This window comes from Streptomyces sp. NPDC007901 (assembly GCF_042959465.1).
Classification (GTDB): domain Bacteria; phylum Actinomycetota; class Actinomycetes; order Streptomycetales; family Streptomycetaceae; genus Streptomyces.
Genome location: NZ_JBIBKW010000001.1, coordinates 1,010,087 through 1,032,645, shown reverse-complemented (window position 1 = coordinate 1,032,645; position 22,559 = coordinate 1,010,087). Strand labels below are relative to the sequence as shown.

General features: G+C 70.9%; 23 protein-coding genes. 12 read left to right on the top strand and 11 right to left on the bottom strand.

The annotated features are described in order from the left end of the window. From ACFZDK_RS04920 to ACFZDK_RS04905, 4 genes are read left to right on the top strand one after another with little or no spacing between them, the layout of a single operon-like run. Positions 1-1,323: a tetratricopeptide repeat protein gene (locus ACFZDK_RS04920; RefSeq protein ID WP_390969769.1), complete on the top strand. Its 1,323-nt coding sequence runs from the start codon at positions 1-3 to the stop codon at positions 1,321-1,323. After that, positions 1,304-1,840 carry a Clp protease N-terminal domain-containing protein gene (locus tag ACFZDK_RS04915; protein WP_390969767.1) on the top strand — a complete coding sequence of 179 codons (537 nt, stop codon included), beginning with the start codon at positions 1,304-1,306 and terminating at the stop codon, positions 1,838-1,840. The genes ACFZDK_RS04920 and ACFZDK_RS04915 overlap by 20 nt, the downstream gene beginning before the upstream one ends. A 37-nt stretch (positions 1,841-1,877) precedes the next feature. Beyond that, complete coding sequence (locus tag ACFZDK_RS04910) at positions 1,878-2,288, top strand: VOC family protein (protein WP_355718569.1); 411 nt, start codon at positions 1,878-1,880, stop codon at positions 2,286-2,288. A 48-nt stretch (positions 2,289-2,336) separates the two neighbouring features. After that, positions 2,337-3,104, top strand: a complete 768-nt coding sequence (locus ACFZDK_RS04905; RefSeq protein WP_390969765.1) for a VOC family protein — start codon at positions 2,337-2,339, stop codon at positions 3,102-3,104. On the opposite strand, the gene ACFZDK_RS04900 is transcribed toward ACFZDK_RS04905, so the two are convergent. The 4 genes from ACFZDK_RS04900 to ACFZDK_RS04885 form a co-directional block, all read right to left on the bottom strand. Next, positions 3,070-3,402 (bottom strand): DUF952 domain-containing protein, encoded by a 333-nt coding sequence (locus tag ACFZDK_RS04900; protein WP_390969763.1) that lies wholly within the window; start codon positions 3,400-3,402, stop codon positions 3,070-3,072. The two genes, ACFZDK_RS04905 and ACFZDK_RS04900, sit on opposite strands and share 35 nt — an antisense overlap. A 75-nt stretch (positions 3,403-3,477) precedes the next feature. Beyond that, positions 3,478-3,705 (bottom strand): hypothetical protein, encoded by a 228-nt coding sequence (locus ACFZDK_RS04895; protein WP_390969761.1) that lies wholly within the window; start codon positions 3,703-3,705, stop codon positions 3,478-3,480. A 176-nt stretch (positions 3,706-3,881) separates the two neighbouring features. Further along, the gene (locus tag ACFZDK_RS04890; RefSeq protein ID WP_390969759.1) at positions 3,882-5,009 is read right to left on the bottom strand and encodes a family 2 encapsulin nanocompartment cargo protein polyprenyl transferase; all 1,128 of its coding nucleotides are present in this window, start codon (positions 5,007-5,009) and stop codon (positions 3,882-3,884) included. Between the two features lie 113 nt (positions 5,010-5,122). Further along, entirely contained in the window at positions 5,123-6,529 is a 1,407-nt protein-coding gene (locus ACFZDK_RS04885; RefSeq protein ID WP_390969757.1) for a family 2B encapsulin nanocompartment shell protein, read from the bottom strand. 277 nt (positions 6,530-6,806) lie between these two features. Between ACFZDK_RS04885 and ACFZDK_RS04880 the strand changes: the two genes are divergently transcribed. Beyond that, positions 6,807-7,397, top strand: coding sequence for an N-acetylmuramoyl-L-alanine amidase (locus tag ACFZDK_RS04880; RefSeq protein ID WP_390969755.1), 591 nt, complete (start codon positions 6,807-6,809; stop codon positions 7,395-7,397). A 23-nt stretch (positions 7,398-7,420) separates the two neighbouring features. Continuing rightward, positions 7,421-8,329: a pyridoxal-phosphate dependent enzyme gene (locus tag ACFZDK_RS04875; RefSeq protein ID WP_390969753.1), complete on the top strand. Its 909-nt coding sequence runs from the start codon at positions 7,421-7,423 to the stop codon at positions 8,327-8,329. A gap of 38 nt (positions 8,330-8,367) precedes the next feature. On the opposite strand, the gene ACFZDK_RS04870 is transcribed toward ACFZDK_RS04875, so the two are convergent. Continuing rightward, complete coding sequence (locus ACFZDK_RS04870) at positions 8,368-9,963, bottom strand: Na+/H+ antiporter (RefSeq protein WP_390969751.1); 1,596 nt, start codon at positions 9,961-9,963, stop codon at positions 8,368-8,370. A 61-nt stretch (positions 9,964-10,024) separates the two neighbouring features. Here ACFZDK_RS04870 and ACFZDK_RS04865 point away from each other — a divergent pair, with 61 nt between their 5' ends. From ACFZDK_RS04865 to ACFZDK_RS04855, 3 genes are all read left to right on the top strand, one after another. After that, complete coding sequence (locus ACFZDK_RS04865; protein ID WP_390969749.1) at positions 10,025-10,285, top strand: UBP-type zinc finger domain-containing protein; 261 nt, start codon at positions 10,025-10,027, stop codon at positions 10,283-10,285. Positions 10,286-10,566: 281 nt separating this feature from the next. Further along, complete coding sequence (locus tag ACFZDK_RS04860; protein WP_004925829.1) at positions 10,567-10,980, top strand: anti-sigma regulatory factor; 414 nt, start codon at positions 10,567-10,569, stop codon at positions 10,978-10,980. A gap of 17 nt (positions 10,981-10,997) precedes the next feature. Further along, positions 10,998-12,071 (top strand): SigB/SigF/SigG family RNA polymerase sigma factor, encoded by a 1,074-nt coding sequence (locus ACFZDK_RS04855; RefSeq protein ID WP_390969747.1) that lies wholly within the window; start codon positions 10,998-11,000, stop codon positions 12,069-12,071. A 104-nt stretch (positions 12,072-12,175) separates the two neighbouring features. Here ACFZDK_RS04855 and ACFZDK_RS04850 read toward each other — a convergent pair whose 3' ends face one another. Beyond that, entirely contained in the window at positions 12,176-12,616 is a 441-nt protein-coding gene (locus tag ACFZDK_RS04850; protein WP_390969745.1) for a hypothetical protein, read from the bottom strand. Positions 12,617-12,732: 116 nt separating this feature from the next. On the opposite strand from ACFZDK_RS04850, the gene ACFZDK_RS04845 reads away from it, so the two are divergent. Together ACFZDK_RS04845 and ACFZDK_RS04840 are read left to right on the top strand one after the other, a co-directional pair. Next, positions 12,733-13,701, top strand: a complete 969-nt coding sequence (locus ACFZDK_RS04845) for a diacylglycerol kinase family protein (protein WP_390969743.1) — start codon at positions 12,733-12,735, stop codon at positions 13,699-13,701. A 320-nt stretch (positions 13,702-14,021) separates the two neighbouring features. Further along, entirely contained in the window at positions 14,022-14,279 is a 258-nt protein-coding gene (locus ACFZDK_RS04840) for a WhiB family transcriptional regulator (protein WP_006142322.1), read from the top strand. A gap of 185 nt (positions 14,280-14,464) precedes the next feature. Here ACFZDK_RS04840 and ACFZDK_RS04835 read toward each other — a convergent pair whose 3' ends face one another. After that, complete coding sequence (locus tag ACFZDK_RS04835; RefSeq protein ID WP_390970110.1) at positions 14,465-15,931, bottom strand: histidine kinase N-terminal domain-containing protein; 1,467 nt, start codon at positions 15,929-15,931, stop codon at positions 14,465-14,467. Between the two features lie 602 nt (positions 15,932-16,533). Here ACFZDK_RS04835 and nagB point away from each other — a divergent pair. Beyond that, entirely contained in the window at positions 16,534-17,319 is a 786-nt protein-coding gene (gene nagB / locus ACFZDK_RS04830) for a glucosamine-6-phosphate deaminase (protein WP_390969741.1), read from the top strand. 120 nt (positions 17,320-17,439) lie between these two features. Here nagB and ACFZDK_RS04825 read toward each other — a convergent pair whose 3' ends face one another. From ACFZDK_RS04825 to ACFZDK_RS04810, 4 genes are all read right to left on the bottom strand, one after another. Further along, complete coding sequence (locus tag ACFZDK_RS04825; protein ID WP_390969739.1) at positions 17,440-18,921, bottom strand: glycoside hydrolase family 3 N-terminal domain-containing protein; 1,482 nt, start codon at positions 18,919-18,921, stop codon at positions 17,440-17,442. Positions 18,922-18,930: 9 nt separating this feature from the next. Continuing rightward, a complete protein-coding gene (locus ACFZDK_RS04820) occupies positions 18,931-19,770 on the bottom strand; it encodes an ABC transporter permease subunit (RefSeq protein ID WP_390969737.1) in 840 nt (279 codons plus the stop codon). Further along, positions 19,767-20,741, bottom strand: coding sequence for an ABC transporter permease subunit (locus ACFZDK_RS04815; protein WP_390969735.1), 975 nt, complete (start codon positions 20,739-20,741; stop codon positions 19,767-19,769). The genes ACFZDK_RS04820 and ACFZDK_RS04815 overlap by 4 nt, the downstream gene beginning before the upstream one ends. Before the next feature lie 176 nt (positions 20,742-20,917). After that, positions 20,918-22,204: an extracellular solute-binding protein gene (locus ACFZDK_RS04810; RefSeq protein WP_390969733.1), complete on the bottom strand. Its 1,287-nt coding sequence runs from the start codon at positions 22,202-22,204 to the stop codon at positions 20,918-20,920. Positions 22,205-22,559: the final 355 nt, after the last annotated feature.

The window sequence follows — 22,559 nt, the reverse complement described above, 5'->3', positions numbered from 1 at the left end:
GTGCGCCTTCCCGACCCCCGCCGCTCCCGCGTCGTCCTGATCGGCGCGAGCCGCTACGCCGACCCGGAACTGCCGGACCTGCCGGCCGTCGAGAAGACCGTCACCGACCTCGCCGGGCTGCTCACCGAGCCGTCCCACGGGCTCGTCCCGGACGGCCACTGCACGGTCCTGCTCGACGACGGCGACCTGCGCACGGTCGGCGACCGGCTGCGCTCCGCCGTCGCCGGGGCCGAGGACCTCCTGCTGGTCTTCTACGCCGGTCACGGCCTGGTCGCCGGCCGCCGCCACGGCCTGTATCTCGCACTGCCCGACAGCCGTTGGGAGGCGCCCGAGTTCAACTCCCTGGAGTACGACAAGCTCCGCGACGCCGTCCTCGACTCCCCCGCCGAGACCAAGGTGGTGGTCCTCGACTGCTGCTTCTCCGGCCGCGCGGTCGGCGACTCGCTCGGTGCGGGTACGGGTGCCGGGCGGATCGACCAGCTGGAGGTGGCCGGCACCTACGTCCTGACCTCCGCCCAGCGCGACCAGGTCGCCCTCGCCCTCCCCGGGGAGGAACACACCGCGTTCTCCGGCCGGTTGATCCGGCTGCTGCGCGAAGGGGTGGTCGGCGGCCCCGAGTTGCTGACGGTCGACGACCTCTACCGCAGGCTGCGGGCGATCATGGGCGCCGAGGGCCTGCCCGCCCCGCTCAACCGAGGCGTCGGTACGGCCGGTTCGATCGCCCTCGGGATCAACCGCGCGTTCGCCGGCACCGCGGGCCCCGAACTGCGCGACCGCCAGGCCGCCGCCGTCGAGCAGGGCAAGGCCGGGGACTGGGCGGGGGCGGCCGAGCGGCTCCGGACGATCGTCGACGAGCAGACCCGGATCCTGGGCGCCGAGCACGCGGACACCCTGCGCGGCCGCCAGGCCCACGCGCACAGCCTGGGCGGCGCGGGCAGCCCCGTGGCGGCGGCCGGCCTGCTGCGCCCGCTCCTCGCCGACCAGCTGCGGCTGCTCGGCCCGGACCACGAGGACACCCTGCGCACCCGCCAGTTCCTCGCCGTCAACCTCGGCGAGGCGGGACACCGGGAGGAGGCGGTGGCGATGTTCCGGGTGCTGCTGGCGGACCGGGGGCGGGTGCTGGGCACGGACCATCCGCACACCCTGCGGACCCGGCATCTGCTCGCCCGGAACCTGGCGTTCACCGGCGGCCGGGCGGAGGCACGGGCGCTGCTGCGGGAGGTGGTGGCGGTACGGGAGCGGGTGCTGGGGGCGGACCATCCGCACACCCGCAGGGCACGGGAGGACCTGGCGGGGGTGAGCGGTGTACGAGAGGTTCGGTGAGCGCTCGCACCTCGTGGTGGAGCGGGCCCACGAGGAAGCGCGTGCGCTCCGGCACTGGTACGTCGAGCCCGGGCACGTCCTGCTGGCCCTCCTCCGCGAGGACCACCTCGAAGGGCTGCCGGACGCGCCGTTCGGGGCGGTGCGTGCGGAACTGGTCACCGCCCTCGGCAAGGGCACGGCCGAACCGGGCGACTTCCTGCCGCTGACCGGCGAGACGAGCGCCGTGTTCGAGGCGGCCGGTGTGGAGGCCGAGCGGCTCGGCCATCGGCTCGTGCAGCCGTTCCACATCCTGCTCGCCCTGCTGGCGTCCGCGAACCCGGTGGTCGCGGACGTCCTCACCGCGAACCGGACCGACCCCTCGCCGCCCCGCCGGTCCCTCGTCGGCCCGCTCACCCGCACGCTCCTGGACTCCCTCACCGGGGCCCCGGCCGCCGGCCCACCCCCCGTCGCCGAAACCCCCGTCGCCCGGGCCGCCCCGCCCCCGGACCACGACCCCTACGTCTGGGCCATGAGCTGACCAAGCACCGCGGCCGGGATCGCCCTAGCCTGACCCCATGGACGTAAAACTCGCGCAGTGCTTCATCGCCGTCGACGACCACGACAAGGCGCTGGCCTTCTACCGTGATGTCCTCGGCCTGGAGGTCCACAACGACGTGGAGTTCGAGGGGATGCGGTGGGTGACCGTCGGGTCGCCGCTGCAGCCGGGCGTGGAGATCGTGCTGGAGCCGCCCGGCGCCAATCCGGACGCCTCCCCCGCCGACCGGCAGGCCATGGCGGAGCTGCTGGCCAAGGGCATGCTGCGCGGGGTCATCTTCTCCACCACCGACTGCGACGCGTTGTACGAGCGGGTGCGGGAGTACGGCGGCGAGGTGCTCCAGGAGCCGACGGACCAGCACTGGGGCGTCCGGGACTGCGCGTTCCGGGACCCGGCGGGGAACCTGCTGCGTTTCATGGAGCGCCGGTAGCCGCCCGGAGCCGGGTGGCCGCCGGGTGCCCCCTTTACGATCCCGTCCATGAGCATCCGCTGGACGTACGCCTTCGCCGACCGCCCCCTCGCGCACCTGGCCACCGCCCAGGCCTTCTGGACGGCCGTCACCGGCACCTTCCTCTCCGCGCCCCGCGGTGAGAACGACGAGTTCGTGACGCTGCTCCCGGCCAGCGGCGTGGACGCCTGCGTCAAGGTCCAGGGGGTCGACGCGGGCCCCGGCGGAGCCCACCTGGATCTCTGCGTCGAGGATGTGCCGGGGCTGGTGAAGCGGGCCCGGGAGCTGGGCGCCGAGGCGGTCGCCGAGCACGACGGGGAGGCCGTGCTGCGGTCGCCCGCCGGGCAGTCGTTCTGCGCGGTGCCCTGGCACGGGGAGTCGGTCCGGCCGCCGGTGGTGGCGGGCAGCCGGCTCGACCAGCTCAGCCTCGACATCCCGCCGTCCGCCTACGAACCGGAGACCGCGTTCTGGGCCGAACTGACCGGCTGGGAGCTGCTGGCCGGCGCGCTGCCGGAGTTCCGGGTGCTCAGGCCGCCGGCCGGGCTGCCGGTGCGGATCCTGCTCCAGCGGCTGGACGACGAGCAGCCCGCCGCCGCCCACCTCGACCTGGCCTGCGCGGACATCGCGGCGACCCGGGCCCGGCACGAGGAACTCGGCGCCGTGCACGTGGCCGACGGCCGGCGCTGGGCGGTGATGCGCGACCCGGCGGGCGGCGTCTACTGCCTGACCGGCCGGGACCCGGAGACGGGCGGCCTGCCGGCCGTCACGGCCACGGACGCACCTCCACCACGGCCGTGACCGGGATCGGCCCGTACACGTGCGGGAACTCCTCGCCGCCCGGCTTCACCGCCTCCCACTTCACCGGCACCCCGACCCGGGCCGGGTCCACGACCAGGACCACCAGCTCGTCCGGTCCGTCGTAGGAGCCGTACAGGAAGGCCGCCACGCGCGGGAGTTGGTCGGGGGTGGAGCAGTGGATGAAGCCCTCCTCCGCGAGGGTGCGGCCCCGGGTGGACCACTCGAAGGCGCCTCGCGCGCGGGCCTCCTCCCACAGGGAGCGCTCGGTGATGTGCAGGATGTTCGGAAGTCCGGTCATGCGCTCACGCTACGGCGTCGGCCGGGCGGCTCTCACCGGGGACGCCGCTGCCGCCCCGGGATTCCCGACACCGGCTCAGGAGCTCTTCGCGGCGGATTCCGGAGGAGGGGACTCCCCCGGCGGCGGAGCGGGCTGCGGGGGCTGCTCCTGGGGGATCGGTGGTCCGGAGTACTCGGCGCAGGCGGGGTTGCGGCAGGGGCCGGGCCCCCACACCGGAACCCAGGCGCCCAGCGTCTTGTGCCGGTGCACCACGCTCTCGACGGGCTGTCCGCAGACCGGACAGGCCTGGTCCTGGCTGGTCATGTCCCCAGGGTAGGCCGGAGCCGGGTGCGGCGCCCGGCGTCGGCCGGGATGCGCGGGGATCCGGCGTGAGTCGGCGGGCCCCGCACACCGTGGGGATGTGCGGGACCCGTCGGGCCGGAGCCCCCGGGGGTCCGCGCGGGGTCAGGAGCCGCGCGGTCCCGGGGACTCCGGGGTCTTCACCGGCTGCGCCGGGTCACGAACTCGGCGAGCGCGAGCAGGCCGCCCGCCGATTCGGGGTCGGGCACGGCACGGGCGAGTTCCTGCACCGCCCGGGCCATCCGGTCGGCCGCCTCGGACTGTGCCCAGTCCCGGCCGCCCGCCCGCTCCACGGCCCGTGCCGTACGCGCGATCTCGTCGGCGTCGGCCCGGACGTGCGGCTCGCCGTACAGCGCGGCGAGTTCGCCGCCGGCCGGGGTGCCGGAGGTGAGGGCGGCGACGACCGGCAGGGACTTCTTGCGGGCGGCCAGGTCCGCGCCGGCCGGCTTGCCGGTGCGCCGTGGATCGCCCCATATCCCGATGACGTCGTCGATCAGCTGGAAGGCGAGCCCGGCCTGCCGGCCGAAGCCGTCGAGCGCGGCCACGCCCGCCGCTCCCGCCCCGGCGTACAGCGCGCCCAGGGCGCAGGCGCAGCCGAGCAGCGCGCCGGTCTTGGCCTCGGCCATGGCGAGCGCCTCGTCGAGGGTGACCTCCTCGGGCGCCCGGTGTTCCATGGCGGTGTCCGCGTGCTGCCCGGCGCAGAGTTCGAGGACGCAGTCGGCGAGCCGGGCGGCGGCCGCTCCGGACGCCGGGTGCGGGTCCTCGGCGAGCAGCCTGAGGGCCAGCGCCTGGAGGGCGTCCCCGGCGAGGATCGCGTCGGCGTCGCCGAACACGGTCCAGGCGGTGGGCCGGTGCCTGCGGGAGGTGTCCCGGTCCATGACGTCGTCGTGCAGCAGGGTGAAGTTGTGCACCAGTTCCACGGCGGCCGCGGCCCGTACGGCGGCCGCGCGGGCCCCCGCTCCGCCGAGCGCGTCGGCGGCGGCGAGGACCAGCGCCGGGCGGATGGCCTTGCCCGCGTTGCCCGTGGCCGGGGTGCCGTCCGCGTCCTCCCAGCCGAGGTGGTAGCGGGCGATCCGCCGCATCGAGTCGGGCAACGACTCGACGGCCGTGCGCAGTTCGGGGTCGACGAAGGCCCGGGCGCGGTCCAGCAGGCCCGTCGCCTCGGCTCCGTCGAGCGGTTCGGCCCACCCGGGTGTCCCGGTCAACGCCGAGTCCCGCGGCGTCGCCTCCGTCGGACTGTGCTGCCGCTGCGTCACGAACTCGGCCATGGCCTCCCCCTCGCGGAGTGCGCGTACCGCGGCGTCCCCGCCCCGGCTCGGCACGTACCCCGAGGGTGTACCCGCCCCGGAGGGCGGGAACACGGCCGCCAAGTGCGGAAACGTCACCTCCAGCGGCCGATCTCGACGTTCTCCAGCACGCCGAGCGCGTCCGGGACCAGAACGGCCGCCGAGTAGTAGGCCGTAACCAGGTAACTGATGATCGCCTGCTCGTTGATGCCCATGAAGCGGACCGAGAGGCTCGGCTCGATCTCGTCGGGGATCCCGGACTGCCGCAGCCCGATGACGCCCTGGTCGGCCTCGCCGGTACGCATGGCGATGATCGAGGTGGTCCGGGCCTCGGTGACCGGGATCTTGTTGCACGGGTAGATCGGGACCCCGCGCCAGGTCGGGATGCGGTTGCCGCCGATCTCGACGCTCTCCGGGACCAGTCCGCGCTTGTTGAGCTCGCGGCCGAAGGCGGCGATCGCGCGCGGGTGGGCGAGGAAGAGCTTGGTGCCACGCCGGCGGCTGAGCAGCTCGTCCATGTCGTCCGGGCTGGGCGCGCCGTCGTGCGGCTGCAGCCGCTGGTCGTACTGGCAGTTGCTGAGCAGGCCGAACTCCGGGTTGTTGACGAGTTCGTGCTCCTGGCGCTCCTTCAACGCCTCGACGGTGAGCCGCAGCTGCTGCTCGGTCTGGTTCATGGGCTGGTTGTAGAGGTCGGCGACGCGGGTGTGGATGCGCAGCACGGTCTGGGCGATGCTCAGCTCGTACTCGCGCGGCCGGGCCTCGTAGTCGACGAAGGTGTGCGGGATGTCGGGCTCGCCGCTGTGACCGGCCGCGAGGTCGACCTCCTTCTCGCCGTACTTGTTGGTGCGCTGCTCGGGGATCGCGCGCAGCTGCTGGAGGTGCTCGCGCAGCGAGTCGGCGCGCTCGGCCACCTGCTCGAAGTCCTGCCGGGACAGGGTGAGCACGGTGCAGGCGGTGTCCGCGCGGGCGGTGTACTCCCAGATGGCGTCCGGGTCGATCAAGCCCGTTTCGCCGAAGTGCGCGCCGTCGGCGAGGACGCCGAGGACCGCGTCGTCGCCGTACGGGCCGGTGCCGATCTTCTCCACGCGGCCGTGGGCGAGCAGATAGACCTCGTCCGCCTGGTTGCCGAAGGAGGCGATGATCTCGCCGGGGGCGAAGTCCCGCTGCCGGCAGCGCGAGGCCAGTTCGCCCAGCACCTCCTGATCCTCGTAGGACCGCAGGACCGGCAGTTCGCCCAGCTCCGCGGGGATGACCTCGACGCGGTCGCCGGTCTTCAGGAAGGTGATGCGGCCGTCGCCGACCGTGTAGGTGAGCCGTCGGTTCACCCGGTACGTACCACCCTGGACGTCGGTCCAGGGCAGTGTCCGCAGCAGCCAGCGGGAACTGATCTCCTGCATCTGTGGCGCGGACTTGGTCGTGGTGGCCAGGTTCCGCGCTGCCGCCGTGTCCAGAGACTGCTGCGGCTTGCCCTGATCCGTGCGGACCTCTTCGCCTACCGACATAAGGAAATGCCCTCCCATACCTGCGTGGACGCCGAACTGTCCGCGCATCGGTCTCACGGGCCACCCTGTCATCACGGAGCGTGCCGGTGCCATTACCCGAAAGAGCGGGAATAGATCATCGGACTACTGGGCACGCCGATCGATCACACGATCCACCGCCCTGCGATATGCCGACTTGTCCGGATCGACTCGCACGCGATTCGAACGGGGTGGTCAGCGGATCCGGGCTTCTGTAGAAGTTCCGGCACAAGCCACCACGAAAGTGAAGGAGGCGGTCATGGCCCCACCCATGTCCGCGAGCGCTTTCCTCGACGCACTGCGGAACGAGGGCGTCAGGGTCGTCGAGGTCGGCGACTGGCGGGAGCACAACCGGAACCACAAGGGCCCCTGGGGCCCGGTCCACGGCGTGATGATCCACCACACGGTGACCAGCGGCGCCGACCACACGGTCCGGCTCTGCCACGACGGCTACGCCGGACTCCCCGGCCCGCTCTGCCACGGCGTCATCACCAAGGACGGCACGGTCCACCTCGTCGGCTACGGCCGCGCCAACCACGCGGGCGCGGGCGACGACGACGTCCTGCGCGCCGTGATCGCCGAGAAGGCCCTCCCCCCGGACAACGAGGCGAACACCGACGGCAACCGGCACTTCTACGGCTTCGAGTGCGAGAACCTGGGCGACGGCGAGGACCCCTGGCCCGAGGCCCAGCTGGAGGCGATCGAGAAGGTGGCCGCGGCGGTGTGCCGGCGGCACGGCTGGTCCGAGCGGTCGGTGATCGGCCACTCGGAGTGGCAGCCGGGGAAGGTCGACCCGCGCGGCTTCACGATGGCCTGGCTGCGCGAGCGCGTCCGGGACCGCCTGAAGTGACCGGCCGCCCGAAGTGACCCGCGATGCCCGCTCCGGGCGACAATGACGGCGTGACCAGCGCCGACATACTCAAGCCCCGGCTCCCCTCCCCGCTCCAGGAGGTGGCCGACGACCGTTTCGCCCGGCACGGCGTCCGGCTGCTGCTCAAGCGGGACGACCTGATCCACCCGGATCTGGTCGGCAACAAGTGGCGCAAACTGGTCCCGAACATCGAGGCGGCGGCCGGCCGGCCGCTCCTCACCTTCGGCGGCGCGTACTCCAACCACCTGCGGGCCACGGCCGCCGCCGGCCGGCTCCTCGGCCTCCCGACGGTCGGGGTGGTGCGGGGCGACGAACTGGTCGGCCGCCCGCTCAACCCGTCCCTCTCCCGGTGCGCCGCCGACGGCATGCGGCTGCACTTCGTCGACAGGTCGACGTATCGCCGGAAGGCGGAGCCGGAGACGCTGGCCGGTCTGCTGCGGGCCGCCGGGGCCGAGGACGCGTACGTGGTGCCCGAGGGCGGCAGCAACGCGGCCGCGGTGCGCGGCTGCCAGGCCCTCGGGGAGGAATTGCGGGGGCGGGCGGACGTGGTGGCGATCGCGTGCGGGACCGGGGGCACGCTGGCGGGGCTGGCCGCCGGTCTCGGGGCCGGTCAGCGGGTGTGGGGGGTGCCGGTGCTCAAGGGCGGTTTCCTGGACGGCGAGATCGCGCGGCTGCAGGCGGAGGCGTTCGGCGGGCGACGCGGGGACTGGTCGCTCGACGAGCGGTTCCACTTCGGCGGGTACGGGCGCACCACGCCCGAACTGCACGCCTTCGCGGCGGACTTCGAGGCGCGGCACGGTCTGGCGGTGGAGCGGCTGTATGTCGCCAAGTTGCTGTACGGACTTGTCGCTCTGGCGGCGGAGGGGGCGTTCGCGCGGGGGACGGCGGTGGCCGCGGTGATCACCGCCTGACCGGCCGCCGCCGCAGGCTCACCCGGCCCGCCGTGGGCTCAGCCCGCCTCCCGGTAGGCGGCGGCCTCCTCCAGGTCCAGCCGGCGCAGCAGGGTCCGCAGCATCTCGTCGTCGATGTAGCGGTGGTCGCGGAGGCGGACGAAGACCTCCCGTTCGGCGCTGATCATGTCGCGGGAGAGCCTGCGGTAGGTGTCGTCGACGGACTCGCCGGTGACGGGGTTGGTCTGCCCGAGGCGCTCCCAGACGGCGTTGCGGCGGCGCTCCAGGACGTCGCGGAGGCGGTCGGCGAGCGGCGGGGGCAGTTCGTTGCGCTCGTCGGAGAGGAGCTCGTCGAGCCGGTTCTCGGCCGCGCGGGACGCCTGGGCCTGGGCGTTGGCCTCGGCGAGGGTCTCGGCCTGCGGGTCGCGGCCGGGGAAGCGCAGCCGGCGGATCAGCGGGGGCAGGGTCAGGCCCTGCGCCACCAGCGTGCCGATCACCGTGGTGAAGGTCAGGAACAGGATCAGGTTGCGGTGCGGGAAGGCGCCGCCGCCGTGCACGGTGACCGGGATCGAGAAGGCGATGGCCAGCGAGACCACGCCGCGCATCCCCGCCCACGACGTCACCATCGCGCCCCTCCAGGTGGGGTTCGGCTCGCGTTCGCGGATCCGCGCGGAGGCCGTCCGGGGCAGGAAGGTCGCCGGGTAGACCCAGGCGAAGCGGGCCGCGACCACCACCAGGAAGACGGCCACCGCGTACCAGACGGCCTCGGCACCCTCGTACGCCCCGAGTCCCCGCAGGACGACCGGCAGTTGCAGGCCGATCAGCGCGAATACCGCCGACTCGAGGATGAACGCGACCATCTTCCACACCGCTTCCTCCTGGAGGCGGGTGGCGAAGTCGACCTCCCAGGCGCGGTGACCGAGGTAGAGGGCGACGACCACGACGGCGAGCACACCGGAGGCGTGGAACTGCTCGGCGATGCCGTACGCGACGAACGGGATGAGGAGGGAGAGCGTGTTCTGCAGGAGCGGTTCCTTGAGGTGGGTGCGCAGCCAGTGCAGCGGGGCCATCAGGATCAGGCCGACGCCCACGCCGCCCACCGCCGCGAGCAGGAACTCCTCGATGCCGCCGGCCCAGGTGGCGCCCTCGCCGACGGCCGCCGCGAGGGCCACCTTGTAGGCGGTGATCGCGGTGGCGTCGTTGAGCAGCGACTCGCCCTGGAGGATGGTCGTGATCCGCGACGGCAGTCCGACCCGCCGCGCCACCGCCGTCGCCGCCACCGCGTCCGGCGGCGCCACCACCGCGCCCAGCACCAGCGCGGCCGTCAGCGGCATGCCCGGTACCAGCAGGTAGACGGCCCAGCCGACCACCACGGTGGCGAACAGGACGTATCCGACCGAGAGCAGCGCGACCGGTCTCAGCTGGGCACGCAGGTCGAGGTAGGAGCTGTCGGACGCCGAGGTGTAGAGGAGCGGAGGCAGCAGCAGGGGGAGGACCACCTCGGGGTCGAGGGTGTAGTCCGGTACGCCGGGGATGTACGACACCGCCAGGCCGACCGCCACCAGGAGCAGGGGCGCGGGCACCGGGGTGCGACGGGCCGCCGCCGCGATCGCGGCACTCCCCGCCACCAGCAACAGCAGTGGCAACACGTCCATGGTCCTCGCCCGCCCTCTTTTTTCGCGCGGCCACCCGCACACCCGTCGTAATCTGGCAATCATGAAACAGTGCACGCATGCCGGCGCGCTGCCGCACCCGGAACCCGAGCCGCTGAACAAGACCTGCCCGGAGTGTCTCGAACGGGGCTGGCACCCGGTCCAGCTGCGGCTCTGTCTGAGCTGCGGGCACGTCGGCTGCTGCGACTCGTCGCCGGGAAGACATGCGACGGGCCACCACGAGACGTCCGGTCACCCGATAATGCGGACCTTCGAGCCCGGCGAGGACTGGCGCTGGTGCTTCGTCGACCACGTCCTCGTGTGACACTGCACCAGACACTGCTACCGCACCACAGCTGCCGAAGACCGACGGTTCGACGGTTCGACACCGGGGTACGTCAACCCGGCGCGCGCTCTTCCCAATTGGCCAAGGCAGACCTCTAGACACGGAGCGTATCCACAGGTTTACTGTGAGTGACGCCAGGGGGTTGGGGTCCCGGGACAGAAAAGTTCGGAGCGCGGTAGCGTCACCGCTGAACCACGTAGTGCGTTACCCCGGGGGGCGACCCTCGGCCCCGAAAAGCTTGTACCACCATGGAGGTGAGGGTGTCCCAGATCGCAGGCGAGCCCGCGACCCAGGACTTCGTGGAAGTCCGGCTGCCGGCTGCGGGTGCCTACCTGTCGGTGCTGCGTACGGCCACGGCCGGCCTCGCCGCCCGCTTGGACTTCACCCTGGACGAGATCGAGGATCTGCGCATCGCTGTGGACGAGGCGTGCGCGATCCTGCTCCAGCAGGCCGTTCCCGGCTCGGTGCTCAGCTGTGTCTTCCGCCTCGTCGACGACTCGCTGGAGGTCACGGTCTCCGCCCCGACCACGGACGGCCACGCCCCTTCGCGCGACACATTCGCCTGGACCGTGCTCTCGGCCCTGGCGGGCAAGGTCTCGTCGGCCGTCGACGAGGACAAGACCGTGTCGATCAGCCTCTACAAACAGCGCGGCGCGGGACCCGGGCCGGCGTGAGGAACGGGGACGGGCCGGTGCGGGACGAAGAACGCGGCACACGGGAACTGCCGGCCGGGGGCGAAGACCCCGAGACCGGTTCCCGCCGCATGGCTGACGGCATCGACGGCATCCCGGAACAGGCCAGGCCGCACCCGGAGGACCCCTCCGCGCAGGTCGGTCTTGAGGGTGCCGTGCAGAGCGCGCCTCCGGAAGGACGGAACGGGGTCACGGCCCCGCACCGAGCCGGGGCGAGGGCTCGTGGAAGGGCGACGGGCGGGACGATGAGCGAGCACGAGCGATACGCCGAGAACGAGGCGCTGGCCGCGGAGGTAGTACAGGCGACCCAGCACACGCCTCAGGACCGCAGCGGGGCGCGCGCCTTGTTCGTCGAGCTGCGCGGACTGAAGGAGGGCAGCGCCGAGTACGCGGAGCTGCGCAACCGGCTGGTCCGGATGCATCTGCCGCTCGTGGAGCACCTCGCGCGCCGGTTCCGCAACCGCGGCGAGCCGCTGGACGACCTCACCCAGGTCGCCACGATCGGCCTGATCAAGTCGGTCGACCGCTTCGACCCGGACCGGGGTGTGGAGTTCTCCACGTACGCCACCCCGACCGTGGTCGGCGAGATCAAGCGCCACTTCCGCGACAAGGGCTGGGCGGTCCGCGTCCCGCGCCGCCTCCAGGAACTGCGCCTCGCGCTCACCACCGCCACGGCGGAGCTGTCCCAGCAGCACGGCCGCTCCCCCACGGTCCACGAACTGGCCGAGAAGCTCGCGATCTCGGAGGAGGAGGTCCTGGAGGGCCTGGAGTCGGCCAACGCCTACTCCACGCTGTCCCTCGACGTCCCCGACACCGACGACGAGTCCCCGGCGGTCGCCGACACCCTCGGCGCGGAGGACGAGGCACTGGAGGGCGTCGAGTACCGCGAGTCCCTCAAGCCCCTCCTCGAAGACCTCCCGCCCCGAGAGAAGCGGATCCTTCTCCTGCGCTTCTTCGGCAACATGACCCAGTCCCAGATCGCCCAGGAGGTCGGCATCAGCCAGATGCACGTCTCGCGGCTGCTGGCGAGGACCTTGGCACAGCTGCGGGAAAAGTTGCTGGTCGAGGAGTAGATCTTTACGACGCCCCACGCTCGAGCGCCCCTGTAGGGGGCGCGGGGCTGTATCGATGTGCGGCTCCGCCGCGTGGGCGCGACCGGCCTCCACCCACCCGCAGATCAGCTACTACGCCCGGGCCCCTTGATCCCAAGGGCCTGGGTCGTAGCCGAATTCACCAGCAACACCAGCGAAGCCACAGCCACCACCGCCAGCGCGATCCCCACCGGAATCGCCACACTGTCGGCCTGCAACAGGTTGTACGCCACCGGCAACGCCATGATCTGGGTGATCACCGCCGGCCCCCGGCTCCAGCTCTTCCGCCGCAGCAGCCCCCGCGCAGCGATCAGCGGCAACAGCGCAAGCACGACCACGGTGACGCCCCCGGTGATCGCCTGCCCCCGGTCGTCCGGATCCCCGGTGACCCCGAGCACGGCCAGCCACACCCCGCCGGCCAACAGGGCGAGCCCTTCCAGCCCGACCAGCGCGGCGGCGTACGTCAGCCGCGGCGGACGGGGCGCCTCGATTCCGTCGGTCTTCTCAGCCGTAGGTGCTTCACTCACCCCAGCAGGGTAGCCCTCGGCTGACACACGTAAGTGTTCAGGCTCACGCCCCTTTCTCTTACCCGATCCCTAACTCGGTCTGGGCCCGGTACTTCCCAGTAGGTACGCTGCAATCCATGCGTGCACTTCTCGTGGTCAATCCGGCGGCAACCACCACAAGCGCACGTAGGCGCGATGTCCTGATCCACGCGCTCGCGAGCGAAGTGAATCTGGAGGCGGTCACCACCGAGTACCGCGGCCACGCCCGCGACCTGGCCCGGCAGGCCGCGGAGAGCGACGACATCGATCTCGTCGTGGCGCTCGGCGGCGACGGCACGGTCAACGAGGTGGTCAACGGCCTCCTGCACAACGGCCCCGACCCGGACCGGCTGCCCGGTCTCGCCGTGGTCCCCGGCGGCTCCACCAATGTCTTCGCCCGCGCCCTCGGTCTGCCCAACGACCCGGTCGAGGCCACCGGCGACCTGCTGGACGCGCTGCGCGAGAAACGCGAGCGTCTCGTCGGTCTCGGCCTGACCGCCGGTACGCCCGGCACCGAGGACGAGGCGGTCCCGGCCCGCTGGTTCACCTTCAACGCGGGGCTCGGCTTCGACGCCGGCGTGGTCGGCCGGGTCGAGCAGCAGCGCGAGCTCGGCAAGAAGTCCACGCACGCGCTGTACGTGCGCCAGGTCGTCCGGCAGTTCCTCGGCGAGCAGCACCGCCGGCACGGGACGATCACCCTGGAGAGGGACGGCGCCGACCCGATCACCGATCTTGTCGTGGCGATAGTCTGCAACACCTCGCCCTGGACGTATCTCGGCAATCGCCCGATGTACACGTCGCCTAAGGCCTCGTTCGATAAGGGCATCGACGTGCTCGGTCTCAGCCGTCTGTCGACCGCCGCGGCTGCCCGGTATGGCACACAGTTGCTCACTTCGTCCCCCGAGCGCGGACCCCATGGAAAGCACGCGGTGTCCCTGCACGACCTGGACCGGTTCACCTTGCATTCGAAGGTCCCCCTCCCCCTCCAGATGGACGGCGACCACCTAGGACTGCGTACGAGCGTGACGTTCACAGGCGTACGCAGTGCACTGCGTGTGATTGTGTGAGCGGAACGGGCTAAAGTCCTTTCACTCGAACGTTTAGGCCAGGATCCACCCCATGGAAGTACGGCTGTGACCCAGTCGACACCGAGGAATCAAAAAAAACTTTTCGGAAGGGGTTGTATCCGTCGCTGAGGTTTGCGAGGCTCTACGTGGCGATCGGGACGGCCCGCAAGACCGGCCTCCACTGATCACCGGAATCCCCCTTCAACTCACAGGACCCCTGCCAGGGAACCTGGCGGTCGGCCCTTCACTTGTTGAGGGATTCGTGAAAGCGTTCACATTCACAAGCAACGTGCATGTAATACCAAGGAGAGGTAGCAGCCATGGACTGGCGTCACAACGCCGTTTGCCGCGAGGAAGACCCCGAGCTCTTCTTCCCCATCGGCAACACTGGTCCTGCGCTGCTGCAGATCGAGGAAGCCAAGGCCGTCTGCCGTCGCTGTCCCGTTATGGACCAGTGTCTGCAGTGGGCGCTCGAGTCCGGCCAGGACTCCGGCGTCTGGGGTGGCCTCAGCGAGGACGAGCGTCGCGCGATGAAGCGCCGTGCCGCCCGCAACCGGGCCCGTCAGGCCTCCGCCTGATCCGACCCACCCCGCTCAGCCTGAGCTTGGCGGCGCGTACAGCGAGTACGCATCTCCCGCCCCCGAGCCGCAGCGCGCAGTACCCCCGATGCGCTTAGCAAGAACAGAAGCAGCAACGAGCGAGCAGCCCCGGACCCACCAGGTCCGGGGCTCTTTGCTGTGCCCGAACACCCCGCGGGCGTCGCCTACTTCTGCGGGCGCACCGGCAGGTCGAGAATCACCCGAGTGCCCCGTCCCGGCGCCGGCACCATGTCGAAGGTGCCGCCCAACTCGCCCTCCACCAGCGTTCGTACGATCTGCAGACCGAGGTTGCCGGAGCGGTGCGGGTCGAAGCCCTCGGGCAGGCCGACGCCGTCGTCCTGGACGGTGACCAGGAGCCGGGCCTCCTTGGTGGTGCCGCCGCGTACCGCCGTCACCTCGACGGTGCCGGTCTCGCCCTCGCGGAAGCCGTGTTCGAGGGCGTTCTGCAGGATCTCGGTGAGAACCATCGACAGCGGGGTCGCGACCTCGGCGTCGAGTATTCCGAAGCGCCCGGTGCGCCGGCCGGTGACCTTGCCGGGCGAGATCTCGGCGACCATCGCGAGCACCCGGTCGGCGATCTCGTCGAACTCGACCCGTTCGTCCAGGTTCTGAGACAGCGTCTCATGCACGATGGCGATCGAGCCGACCCGCCGTACGGCCTCCTCCAGGGCCTCCCGGCCGCGGTCGGACTCGATGCGCCGGGCCTGCAGCCGCAGCAGCGCGGCGACCGTCTGGAGGTTGTTCTTCACCCGGTGGTGGATCTCCCGGATGGTCGCGTCCTTGGTGATCAACTCGCGCTCGCGGCGCCGCAGTTCGGTGACGTCCCGGAGCAGGACCAGGGAACCGATGCGGGTGCCCTTGGGCTTGAGCGGGATCGCCCGGAACTGGATGACACCGTCGTCGGACTCGATCTCGAACTCGCGCGGCGCCCAGCCGCTGGCGACCTTGGCGAGCGCCTCGTCCACCGGTCCCTTGCTCGGGGCGAGTTCGGCCGTGGTCTGGCCCAGGTGGTGGCCGAGCAGGTCGGCGGCGAGGCCGAGGCGGTGGTAGGCGGAGAGCGCGTTCGGGGACGCGTACTGCACGAGGCCGTCCGCGTCCACCCGGATCAGACCGTCGCCGACCCGTGGCGAGGCGTCCATGTCGACCTGCTGGTTCGGGAAGGGAAACGATCCGGCGGCGATCATCTGCGCGAGGTCGGAGGCGCTCTGGAGATAGGTGAGCTCCAGCCGGCTCGGGGTGCGCACGGTCAGCAGGTTCGTGTTGCGGGCGATGACCCCGAGGACCCGCCCCTCGCGCCGTACCGGGATGGACTCGACCCGTACGGGGACCTCTTCGCGCCACTCCGGGTCGCCCTCGCGGACGATCCGGCCCTCGTCCAGGGCGATGTCCAGCATGGGCCGGCGGCCGCGCGGGACCAGATGGCCGACCATGTCGTCCTGGTAGGAGGTGGGGCCGGTGTTGGGGCGCATCTGCGCCACCGAGACGTACCGGGTGCCGTCACTGGTGGGGACCCACAGGACCAGGTCGGCGAAGGAGAGGTCGGAGAGCAGCTGCCACTCCGAGACCAGCAGATGGAGCCACTCGAGATCGGAGTCGTCGAGGGCGGTGTGCTGGCGGACCAGCTCGTTCATGGAGGGCACGTCTGCGAGCGTACCTGGCGGTATGTGGATGGCCGAAAAAGAGCGGGCCGGGGAAGCCGGGGGGTCCGGAAACACCCGCGGGCCGCGGCGCCTGAGAGGGACCCTCAACCCTCCCGGCACCGCAGCCCGGAGCAGCAACGGCCGCGGGGTGTGCGGTCCCGGTCGGCCGAAGGTGAGGATCCGGGGCAGTCAGGGCAGAGAGCTCCGGTTCCTCGGTCCGTCCTCCTGTGCGGGGAAGACGGAAGAGTGCGACTGTGCCGTACGGACCTGCCGTACTGCTTCAGCCCTCGTACGCAATTGTGGACTAGACCACGGTGTGTGTCCATGCGTTGGAGACTGTTCACAGTTGATGCGGTGGCAGCCTAGCCCGCCGGGATCAGCCGTGGGGGCGGTTGGCCGCTCCAATTTTCGCGACCGGGCGAGGACACGAGCGCACACAGCGGAAATTTTTCCTCAATTCACCCCATCTGACGTATTCACGTAACCTCGCACTTGTCCCCTTTGCCTGCGCCCGACCCGCGGCGACAGGGGCCGGTTCTGTTAAATTGGTCCCATCAGATTGGTCTAAACCACATAGGAACGGCAGGCCCAGCGTGGAAGTTGTGATCGTTCCGGACGCCGCCGCGGGTGGCGAGCTGATCGCCGAGGCCATGGCCCGGCTGCTCCGGCACAAGCCGGACGCGCTGCTCGGGGTGGCCACGGGCTCGACCCCGCTGCCCATCTACCAGGCGCTCACGGCCAAGGTCCGCGCCGGGGCCGTGGACACCTCCCGGGCCCGCATAGCCCAGCTCGACGAGTACGTGGGGCTGCCGGCCGAGCATCCGGAGTCGTACCGCTCGGTGCTGCGGCGTGAGGTGCTGGAGCCGCTCGGCATCGGGATGGACGCGTTCCTGGGTCCCGACGGCGCGGCCGAGGACGTACAGGCCGCGTGCGAGGCGTACGACGGCGCGCTGGCGGCGGCCGGCGGTGTCGACCTCCAACTGCTCGGGATCGGGACCGACGGGCACATCGGGTTCAACGAGCCCTGTTCCTCGCTGGCCTCGCGGACCCGGATCAAGACGCTGACCGAGCAGACGCGCGCCGACAACGCCCGGTTCTTCGACGGGGACGTCGAGCAGGTGCCGCATCACGTGATCACCCAGGGGATCGGGACGATCCTGGAGGCGCGGCACCTGGTGCTGCTCGCGACGGGTGAGGGGAAGGCCGACGCGGTGGCGGCGACGGTGGAGGGGCCGGTCGCCGCGGTGTGTCCCGCGTCGGCGCTGCAGTTGCATCCGCATGCGACGGTTGTCGTCGACGAGGGTGCCGCGTCCAAGCTGAAGCTTGCGGACTACTTCCGGTACACCTTTGTCAACAAGCCTGAGTGGCAAGGGATTTAAGGGCGGGTTCGGGGGCGGTTCGGTTCGGGGTGGACTGCGGGCCGGTGGGGGCTGGCCGCGCAGTTCCTCCCCCAGCCTTCGGCCGGGGGGACCCCCAGCGCCCCTGAAGGGGCGCGGTACCTAGCGGAGTGCGATGACCTCCGCCGCTGCCGTGCCGCAGACCCTTGCCGCGCCGTTCGTGGCGATGTAGAGGGCGCCCCGGGGGGTGGCGCGGGGTAGGCCCATCTCGACCACGATGGTGTCGGGGCGGGCCTTGAGGAGGACGTCCAGGGCGTTGCTCATCCAGGGGTGGCGGTGTTCGTCGCGGACCACGGCGACGATACGGCGCTCCCCCGCCGCCAGGATCGCCGCGTGCCCCGCGTCCTCGCCGGCGAAGCTGCCGGTCTCGGTGCCGGGGAGCAGCCGGCCCAGTTCGGCGGCCACGCCCCAGGGTGTCTCCGTGCCCACGGCGATGTTGGCCACCGGGGTGAGGGAGGCGACGAAGGGGGGTGTGACCAGGGGGGTGAAGGAGTCGACGCGCGTCACATGAAGCGCGCGCCGGGCAGCGACCAGGCCGATGTCCGGGGCTTCGGCGTCCGGCGCGGTGGCCGTCGTCGCCGTCCAGCGGGCCAGCGCCCGGACCCGTTCCGCCGCCTCGGCCAGCCGCTCCTCGGGGAGTTCGCCGGAGCGGACCGCCGCCACCAGGGCGTCGCACAGGCGCCGTACCGTCTCCTCGTCCGACAGGCCGCCGCCCACGCAGATCGCGTCGGCTCCGGCGGCGAGCGCCAGGACGCTGCCGTGTTCGATGCCGTAGGTCGCGGAGATGGCCTGCATCTCGATGCCGTCGGTGACGATCAGGCCGTCGTAGCCGAGCTCGGTACGGAGGAGATCGGTGAGGATCGTGGGCGACAGTGTCGCCGGCCGGGCCGGGTCCAGGGCGGGGACCAGGATGTGCGCGCTCATGATGGCGAGGCTGCCCGCGGCGATGGCGGCGTGGAAGGGGGCCAGCTCCCGGGCGTGCAGGACCTCCGCCGCCGCGTCGATGCGGGGCATGGCGTGGTGGGAGTCGACGGCGGTGTCGCCGTGGCCCGGGAAGTGCTTGGTGCAGGCCGCCACCCCGGCCGCCTGGAGGCCGGTGACATAGGCCGCCGTGTGCCGGGCGACCAGGTCCTGGTCGGCGCCGAAGGAGCGGACGCCGATGACCGGGTTGGCGGGGTTGGAGTTGACGTCGGCCGACGGGGCCCAGTTGAAGTTCACCCCGCAGGCGGCCAGCCGGCGGCCAAGTTCCAGGGCGACCTGGCGGGTCAGCTCCACGTCGTCGACGGCGCCGAGGGCGTGGTTGCCGGGGAACGAGGAGCCGGTGTGCACCTCCAGGCGGGTGACGTCGCCGCCCTCCTCGTCGATCGCGACCAGGACGTCGTCGCGTTCGGCCCGCAACTGGGCGGTGAGGGCGGTGAGTTGCTCGGGAGAGGCGACGTTGCGGCCGAACAGGCCCACGGAGGCGAGGCCTTCGCCGAGCCGGCGCAGCAGCCAGTCGGGGGCGGTGGTCCCGGTGAAGCCGGGCTGCAGGACCGTCAGCGCGTCGCGGGTGAGGGTGTCGGTGCCGCTGGCGAGAGTCGTCATCGGGTGGGGTTATCCCTTCACGGCGCCCGCGGTCAGGCCCGCGGCCATCTTGCGCTGGACGAGGAGGAAGAGGACGACGATCGGCACGGCCATCATGGTGGAGCCGGCCATCATCGGGGCGTATTCGGTGCCGTTCTTGGTGCTGAAGTTGGCGAGCCAGACGGTCGCGGTCTGGTGCTCCTGGCTGAGCAGCATCAGGGCGTAGAGGTACTCGTTCCAGGCCTGGATGAAGGCGTAGACCGAGGTGGCGACCATGCCGGGGGCGAGCAGCGGGAAGACCACGCGGACGAAGGCGCCGGTGCGGGAACAGCCGTCGACCATGGCGGCCTCCTCCAGCTCCTTCGGGATGTTGACGATGAAGCCGCGCAGGGTCCACACCGTGAACGGGAGGATGAAGGTCAGGTAGGTGATGATCAGGCCGCTGAGCTTGTCGTACTGGTCCAGGTCGTTGAGGAGCAGGAAGACCGGGATGATCATGGCGACCAGCGGGATCATCTGGACCGCCAGGATGCCGACGATCACGACCTTCCGGCCGCGGAAGGCGAACCGGGAGATGGCGAGGGCGGCCAGCAGGCCGATCACCATGCCGATCACGACGACGGACAGGGAGACGATCAGGCTGCGGCCGACCGGCCCCCAGAAGTCGGCGATGGCCAGCGCGCGGCGGAAGTTGGAGAGCGTGATGCCGGTCGGCAGCAGGCTCGGGTCCGGGTCGATGGCGTCCTTGGCCGGCTTGAACGCCGTGTTGAGCATCCAGTAGACGGGGAAGCCGGCAATGACGAAGACCAGGAGGCCGAGCAGGTTCCAGCCCCAGCGTGACCCCTTGCGGGCGGTGGCGACGGTGCTCATTCGACCTCTCCGATCTTCAGCATCTGGCGCATGTACACGGCGACGACACCGAGCAGGAGGAGCACGGTGAGCAGGGCGATCGCGGAGCCCTGTCCGTAGTCGTTGACCACGAAGGCGCGGTCGTAGGAGTAGGTGGTCAGCAGCTGGAACTCGGGCTCGGGGTGGCCGCCGCGCATCACGAAGACCTGCGGGAAGACGCCCATGTCCCAGATCACCGAGAGGGTCGTGAGCATCACGACGATCGGCTTGAGGATGGGCAGCGTGACGTAACGGAAGACGCCCCAGGCGCCCGCGCCGTCGAGCCGTGCGGCCTCCTCCAGTTCCTTGGGGACCTGGGTGAGACCGGCGCTGAGCGTGATGACCACGAAGGGCACGGCGCCCCAGACCACCAGGAGCATGATCACGGCGAGGCCCTGCGGTCCGCTGGCGAACCAGTTGTGGCCGATCATGTCGACCCCGGGGAGCTTGCTGAGCAGGGCGTTGAGGATGCCGTAGTCGGAGTCGAAGAGCCACTTGAAGAGCGTGGTGGCGACGATGACCGGCATGCCCCAGCTGGCCACCAGCACGATGTTGACCAGGGTCTTCACCCAGCCGGAGACCCGCTGCAGCAGCAGGGCGATGAGCATGCCGACGACCATGGTGAAGACCACGCAGCCGACGGCGAAGATGATCGTGCGCAGCACGACCTGCCAGAACTCGGTGTCGCCCAGCACCTTGGAGAAGTTCCCGAACCCGACCCACTCGGCCGGCTTGAACCCCCACAGCTGGGACTGCCCGAACTCCTGGAAGGACAGGGCGACCAGCCGGTACAGGGGATAACCGAGCACGAGCCCGAGAATCGCGAGGCACGGCGCGAGCAGCAGCCAGGGCACCGCGGGCCCGCCCGAGCGCCGGTCGGCACGTGGTCTTTGCTGGGACTCCGGTGGAGGTGCCGGCACCTTGGCGGGTGTGGTCGTATCGACGGCACTCATCGCGCGCTCCTAAGCAGATGAAGAGAGGCCCGCAGCAACGCGCCCCTTCAGGGGCGCGGGAACTGCGCGACCAGCCACGACGAACCGGCACCAACCCACCGACCCGTCGCGGCACTTCCTGAGATCACCCACCGGCCGGACCTGCCCCCCGTGACCCAGGCCCGGCCGCTGTCCGACTACTTGGTGTTGATGACCTTGTCGATCGCGGCGTCCGCGGTCTTGGCGGCGGCCTCCACCGTCTGCTTGCCGGTACCGATGTTCTGCAGCATCGTCTGCAGGACCTGGGCCTTCTCGACCTGACCCCAGCCCGGCGCCATCGGGACGAACCAGTTGGACTCGGCCGCGGTGGCCGGGACCGCCGTCGCCGGGTCGCTCTTCAGCGTGGCGAGGTCGGTCTTGTTGTTCGGCAGGTTGCCCTTGGCCATCAGACCCTTCTGGCCGGAGGGGCCGGTGAACGCGTTGATCCACTCGGCGGCGACGCCCTGCGCCTTGGACTTCACCGGGATGGCGAGGTCGGAACCGCCGAGGAAGACCGGCATGTTCTTGCCGGACGGGCCGGGCATCACGAAGTTGACGAGGTTGTCCTTCAGCTTGCCGCCGGTCTTGTCGTTCTTCGGGTCGGCCGCGGTCGCGCCCTCCCAGGCGGCACCGAAGATCATGGCGGACTTGCCCTGGCCGTAGACGATGTACCGGTCGGACTCGTCCTTGGTCTTGTCACCGTGCATGTACTTGTCGATGACGGTCTTGAACTCGTTGAGGCCCTTGATGGACTCGGGCGAGGAGAGGTTGCCCTTCCACTGGCCGCCGGAGTCGACGGCGATGGAGCCGCCGGCGTCGTAGACGAAGGACATGGCCGCGTACCAGTCACGGGTGGGCTGGTACCAGGCGCTGAACTTGTCGCCTTCCTTCTTCTGGATCTTGTCCAGGTCGGCGGTCAGCTCGGTGTAGGTCTTCGGCGTGGTCTTGATGCCGGCCGAGGCGGCGATGTCCTTGCGCCAGTTGGCGACGCGGCCACCGGCGTAGTACGGCACGCCGTAGGTCTTGCCGTCGTAGGTCACCGAGGCCTTGAGGCCGTCGAGCCACTGGTCGGAGTTGGTGAACTGGGAGGTGTCGACAGGGGCGAAGGCGCCCTTGACCATGTAGCCGAGCATCTCCGTGTTGCCCATCTCGACCACGTCGGGGGCCTTGTCCGTGGCGAGGACGGCGTCCAGCTTGGTGTTCTTGTCCGGCCAGCCGTAGTACTCGTGCTTGATCTTGATGCCGGGGTGCTTCTTCTGCACGGCCGCGTCGGCGGCCTTCACCAGGTCGGGCCAGTTGTTCTGGGCGTCCACCGTGAGCCAGACGGTCAGCTCCTTGGCGTCCGTGCCCTTGCTCGAGTCGCCGCCGTCCTTGTCATTGCCACACGCCGCGACGGAGAAGACCATGCCCGCGATACCAATCGCGGCTATCAGCTTGCGCTTCACGCCACCCTCCTCAGGGATGCCACAAACCCCCCTGCCTCCCCGCACGAGCGTTGGGCCGGGACCTGGACCAATGGTGTAGACCAGTGCCGGAAGCTTGGCCCAGACCACCAGGCCTGTCAAGGGTGGCCGAATAGGCTCCGACCAGCCGTTATGCGACCTACATATGCAGGAACCTTTAAGTAAGAACCCCTCGAAAACCCGAGCCACGGAGGAGACAATTCCGGTAGACCACTCGACTGGTGGACTAGACCAAAAGGCCCTGCGGCGGTATACAAAGGGGATCACGCAGCGTGCAGGGGAAATCCCGGTACGCTGCCGTGCCACGAGATGGCCGGATCAAGAGCCGGGAAGGCGG

Coding starts and splice junctions, on each gene's coding strand:
- ACFZDK_RS04910 (WP_355718569.1), top strand. CDS start 1,878: ATGGACGTAAAACTCGCGCAGTGCTTCATCGCCGTCGACGACCACGAC.
- ACFZDK_RS04905 (WP_390969765.1), top strand. CDS start 2,337: ATGAGCATCCGCTGGACGTACGCCTTCGCCGACCGCCCCCTCGCGCAC.
- ACFZDK_RS04900 (WP_390969763.1), bottom strand. CDS start 3,402: ATGACCGGACTTCCGAACATCCTGCACATCACCGAGCGCTCCCTGTGG.
- ACFZDK_RS04895 (WP_390969761.1), bottom strand. CDS start 3,705: ATGACCAGCCAGGACCAGGCCTGTCCGGTCTGCGGACAGCCCGTCGAG.
- ACFZDK_RS04890 (WP_390969759.1), bottom strand. CDS start 5,009: ATGGCCGAGTTCGTGACGCAGCGGCAGCACAGTCCGACGGAGGCGACG.
- ACFZDK_RS04885 (WP_390969757.1), bottom strand. CDS start 6,529: ATGTCGGTAGGCGAAGAGGTCCGCACGGATCAGGGCAAGCCGCAGCAG.
- ACFZDK_RS04880 (WP_390969755.1), top strand. CDS start 6,807: ATGGCCCCACCCATGTCCGCGAGCGCTTTCCTCGACGCACTGCGGAAC.
- ACFZDK_RS04875 (WP_390969753.1), top strand. CDS start 7,421: ATGCCCGCTCCGGGCGACAATGACGGCGTGACCAGCGCCGACATACTC.
- ACFZDK_RS04870 (WP_390969751.1), bottom strand. CDS start 9,963: ATGGACGTGTTGCCACTGCTGTTGCTGGTGGCGGGGAGTGCCGCGATC.
- ACFZDK_RS04865 (WP_390969749.1), top strand. CDS start 10,025: ATGAAACAGTGCACGCATGCCGGCGCGCTGCCGCACCCGGAACCCGAG.
- ACFZDK_RS04845 (WP_390969743.1), top strand. CDS start 12,733: ATGCGTGCACTTCTCGTGGTCAATCCGGCGGCAACCACCACAAGCGCA.
- ACFZDK_RS04840 (WP_006142322.1), top strand. CDS start 14,022: ATGGACTGGCGTCACAACGCCGTTTGCCGCGAGGAAGACCCCGAGCTC.
- ACFZDK_RS04835 (WP_390970110.1), bottom strand. CDS start 15,931: ATGAACGAGCTGGTCCGCCAGCACACCGCCCTCGACGACTCCGATCTC.
- ACFZDK_RS04825 (WP_390969739.1), bottom strand. CDS start 18,921: ATGACGACTCTCGCCAGCGGCACCGACACCCTCACCCGCGACGCGCTG.
- ACFZDK_RS04820 (WP_390969737.1), bottom strand. CDS start 19,770: ATGAGCACCGTCGCCACCGCCCGCAAGGGGTCACGCTGGGGCTGGAAC.
- ACFZDK_RS04815 (WP_390969735.1), bottom strand. CDS start 20,741: ATGAGTGCCGTCGATACGACCACACCCGCCAAGGTGCCGGCACCTCCA.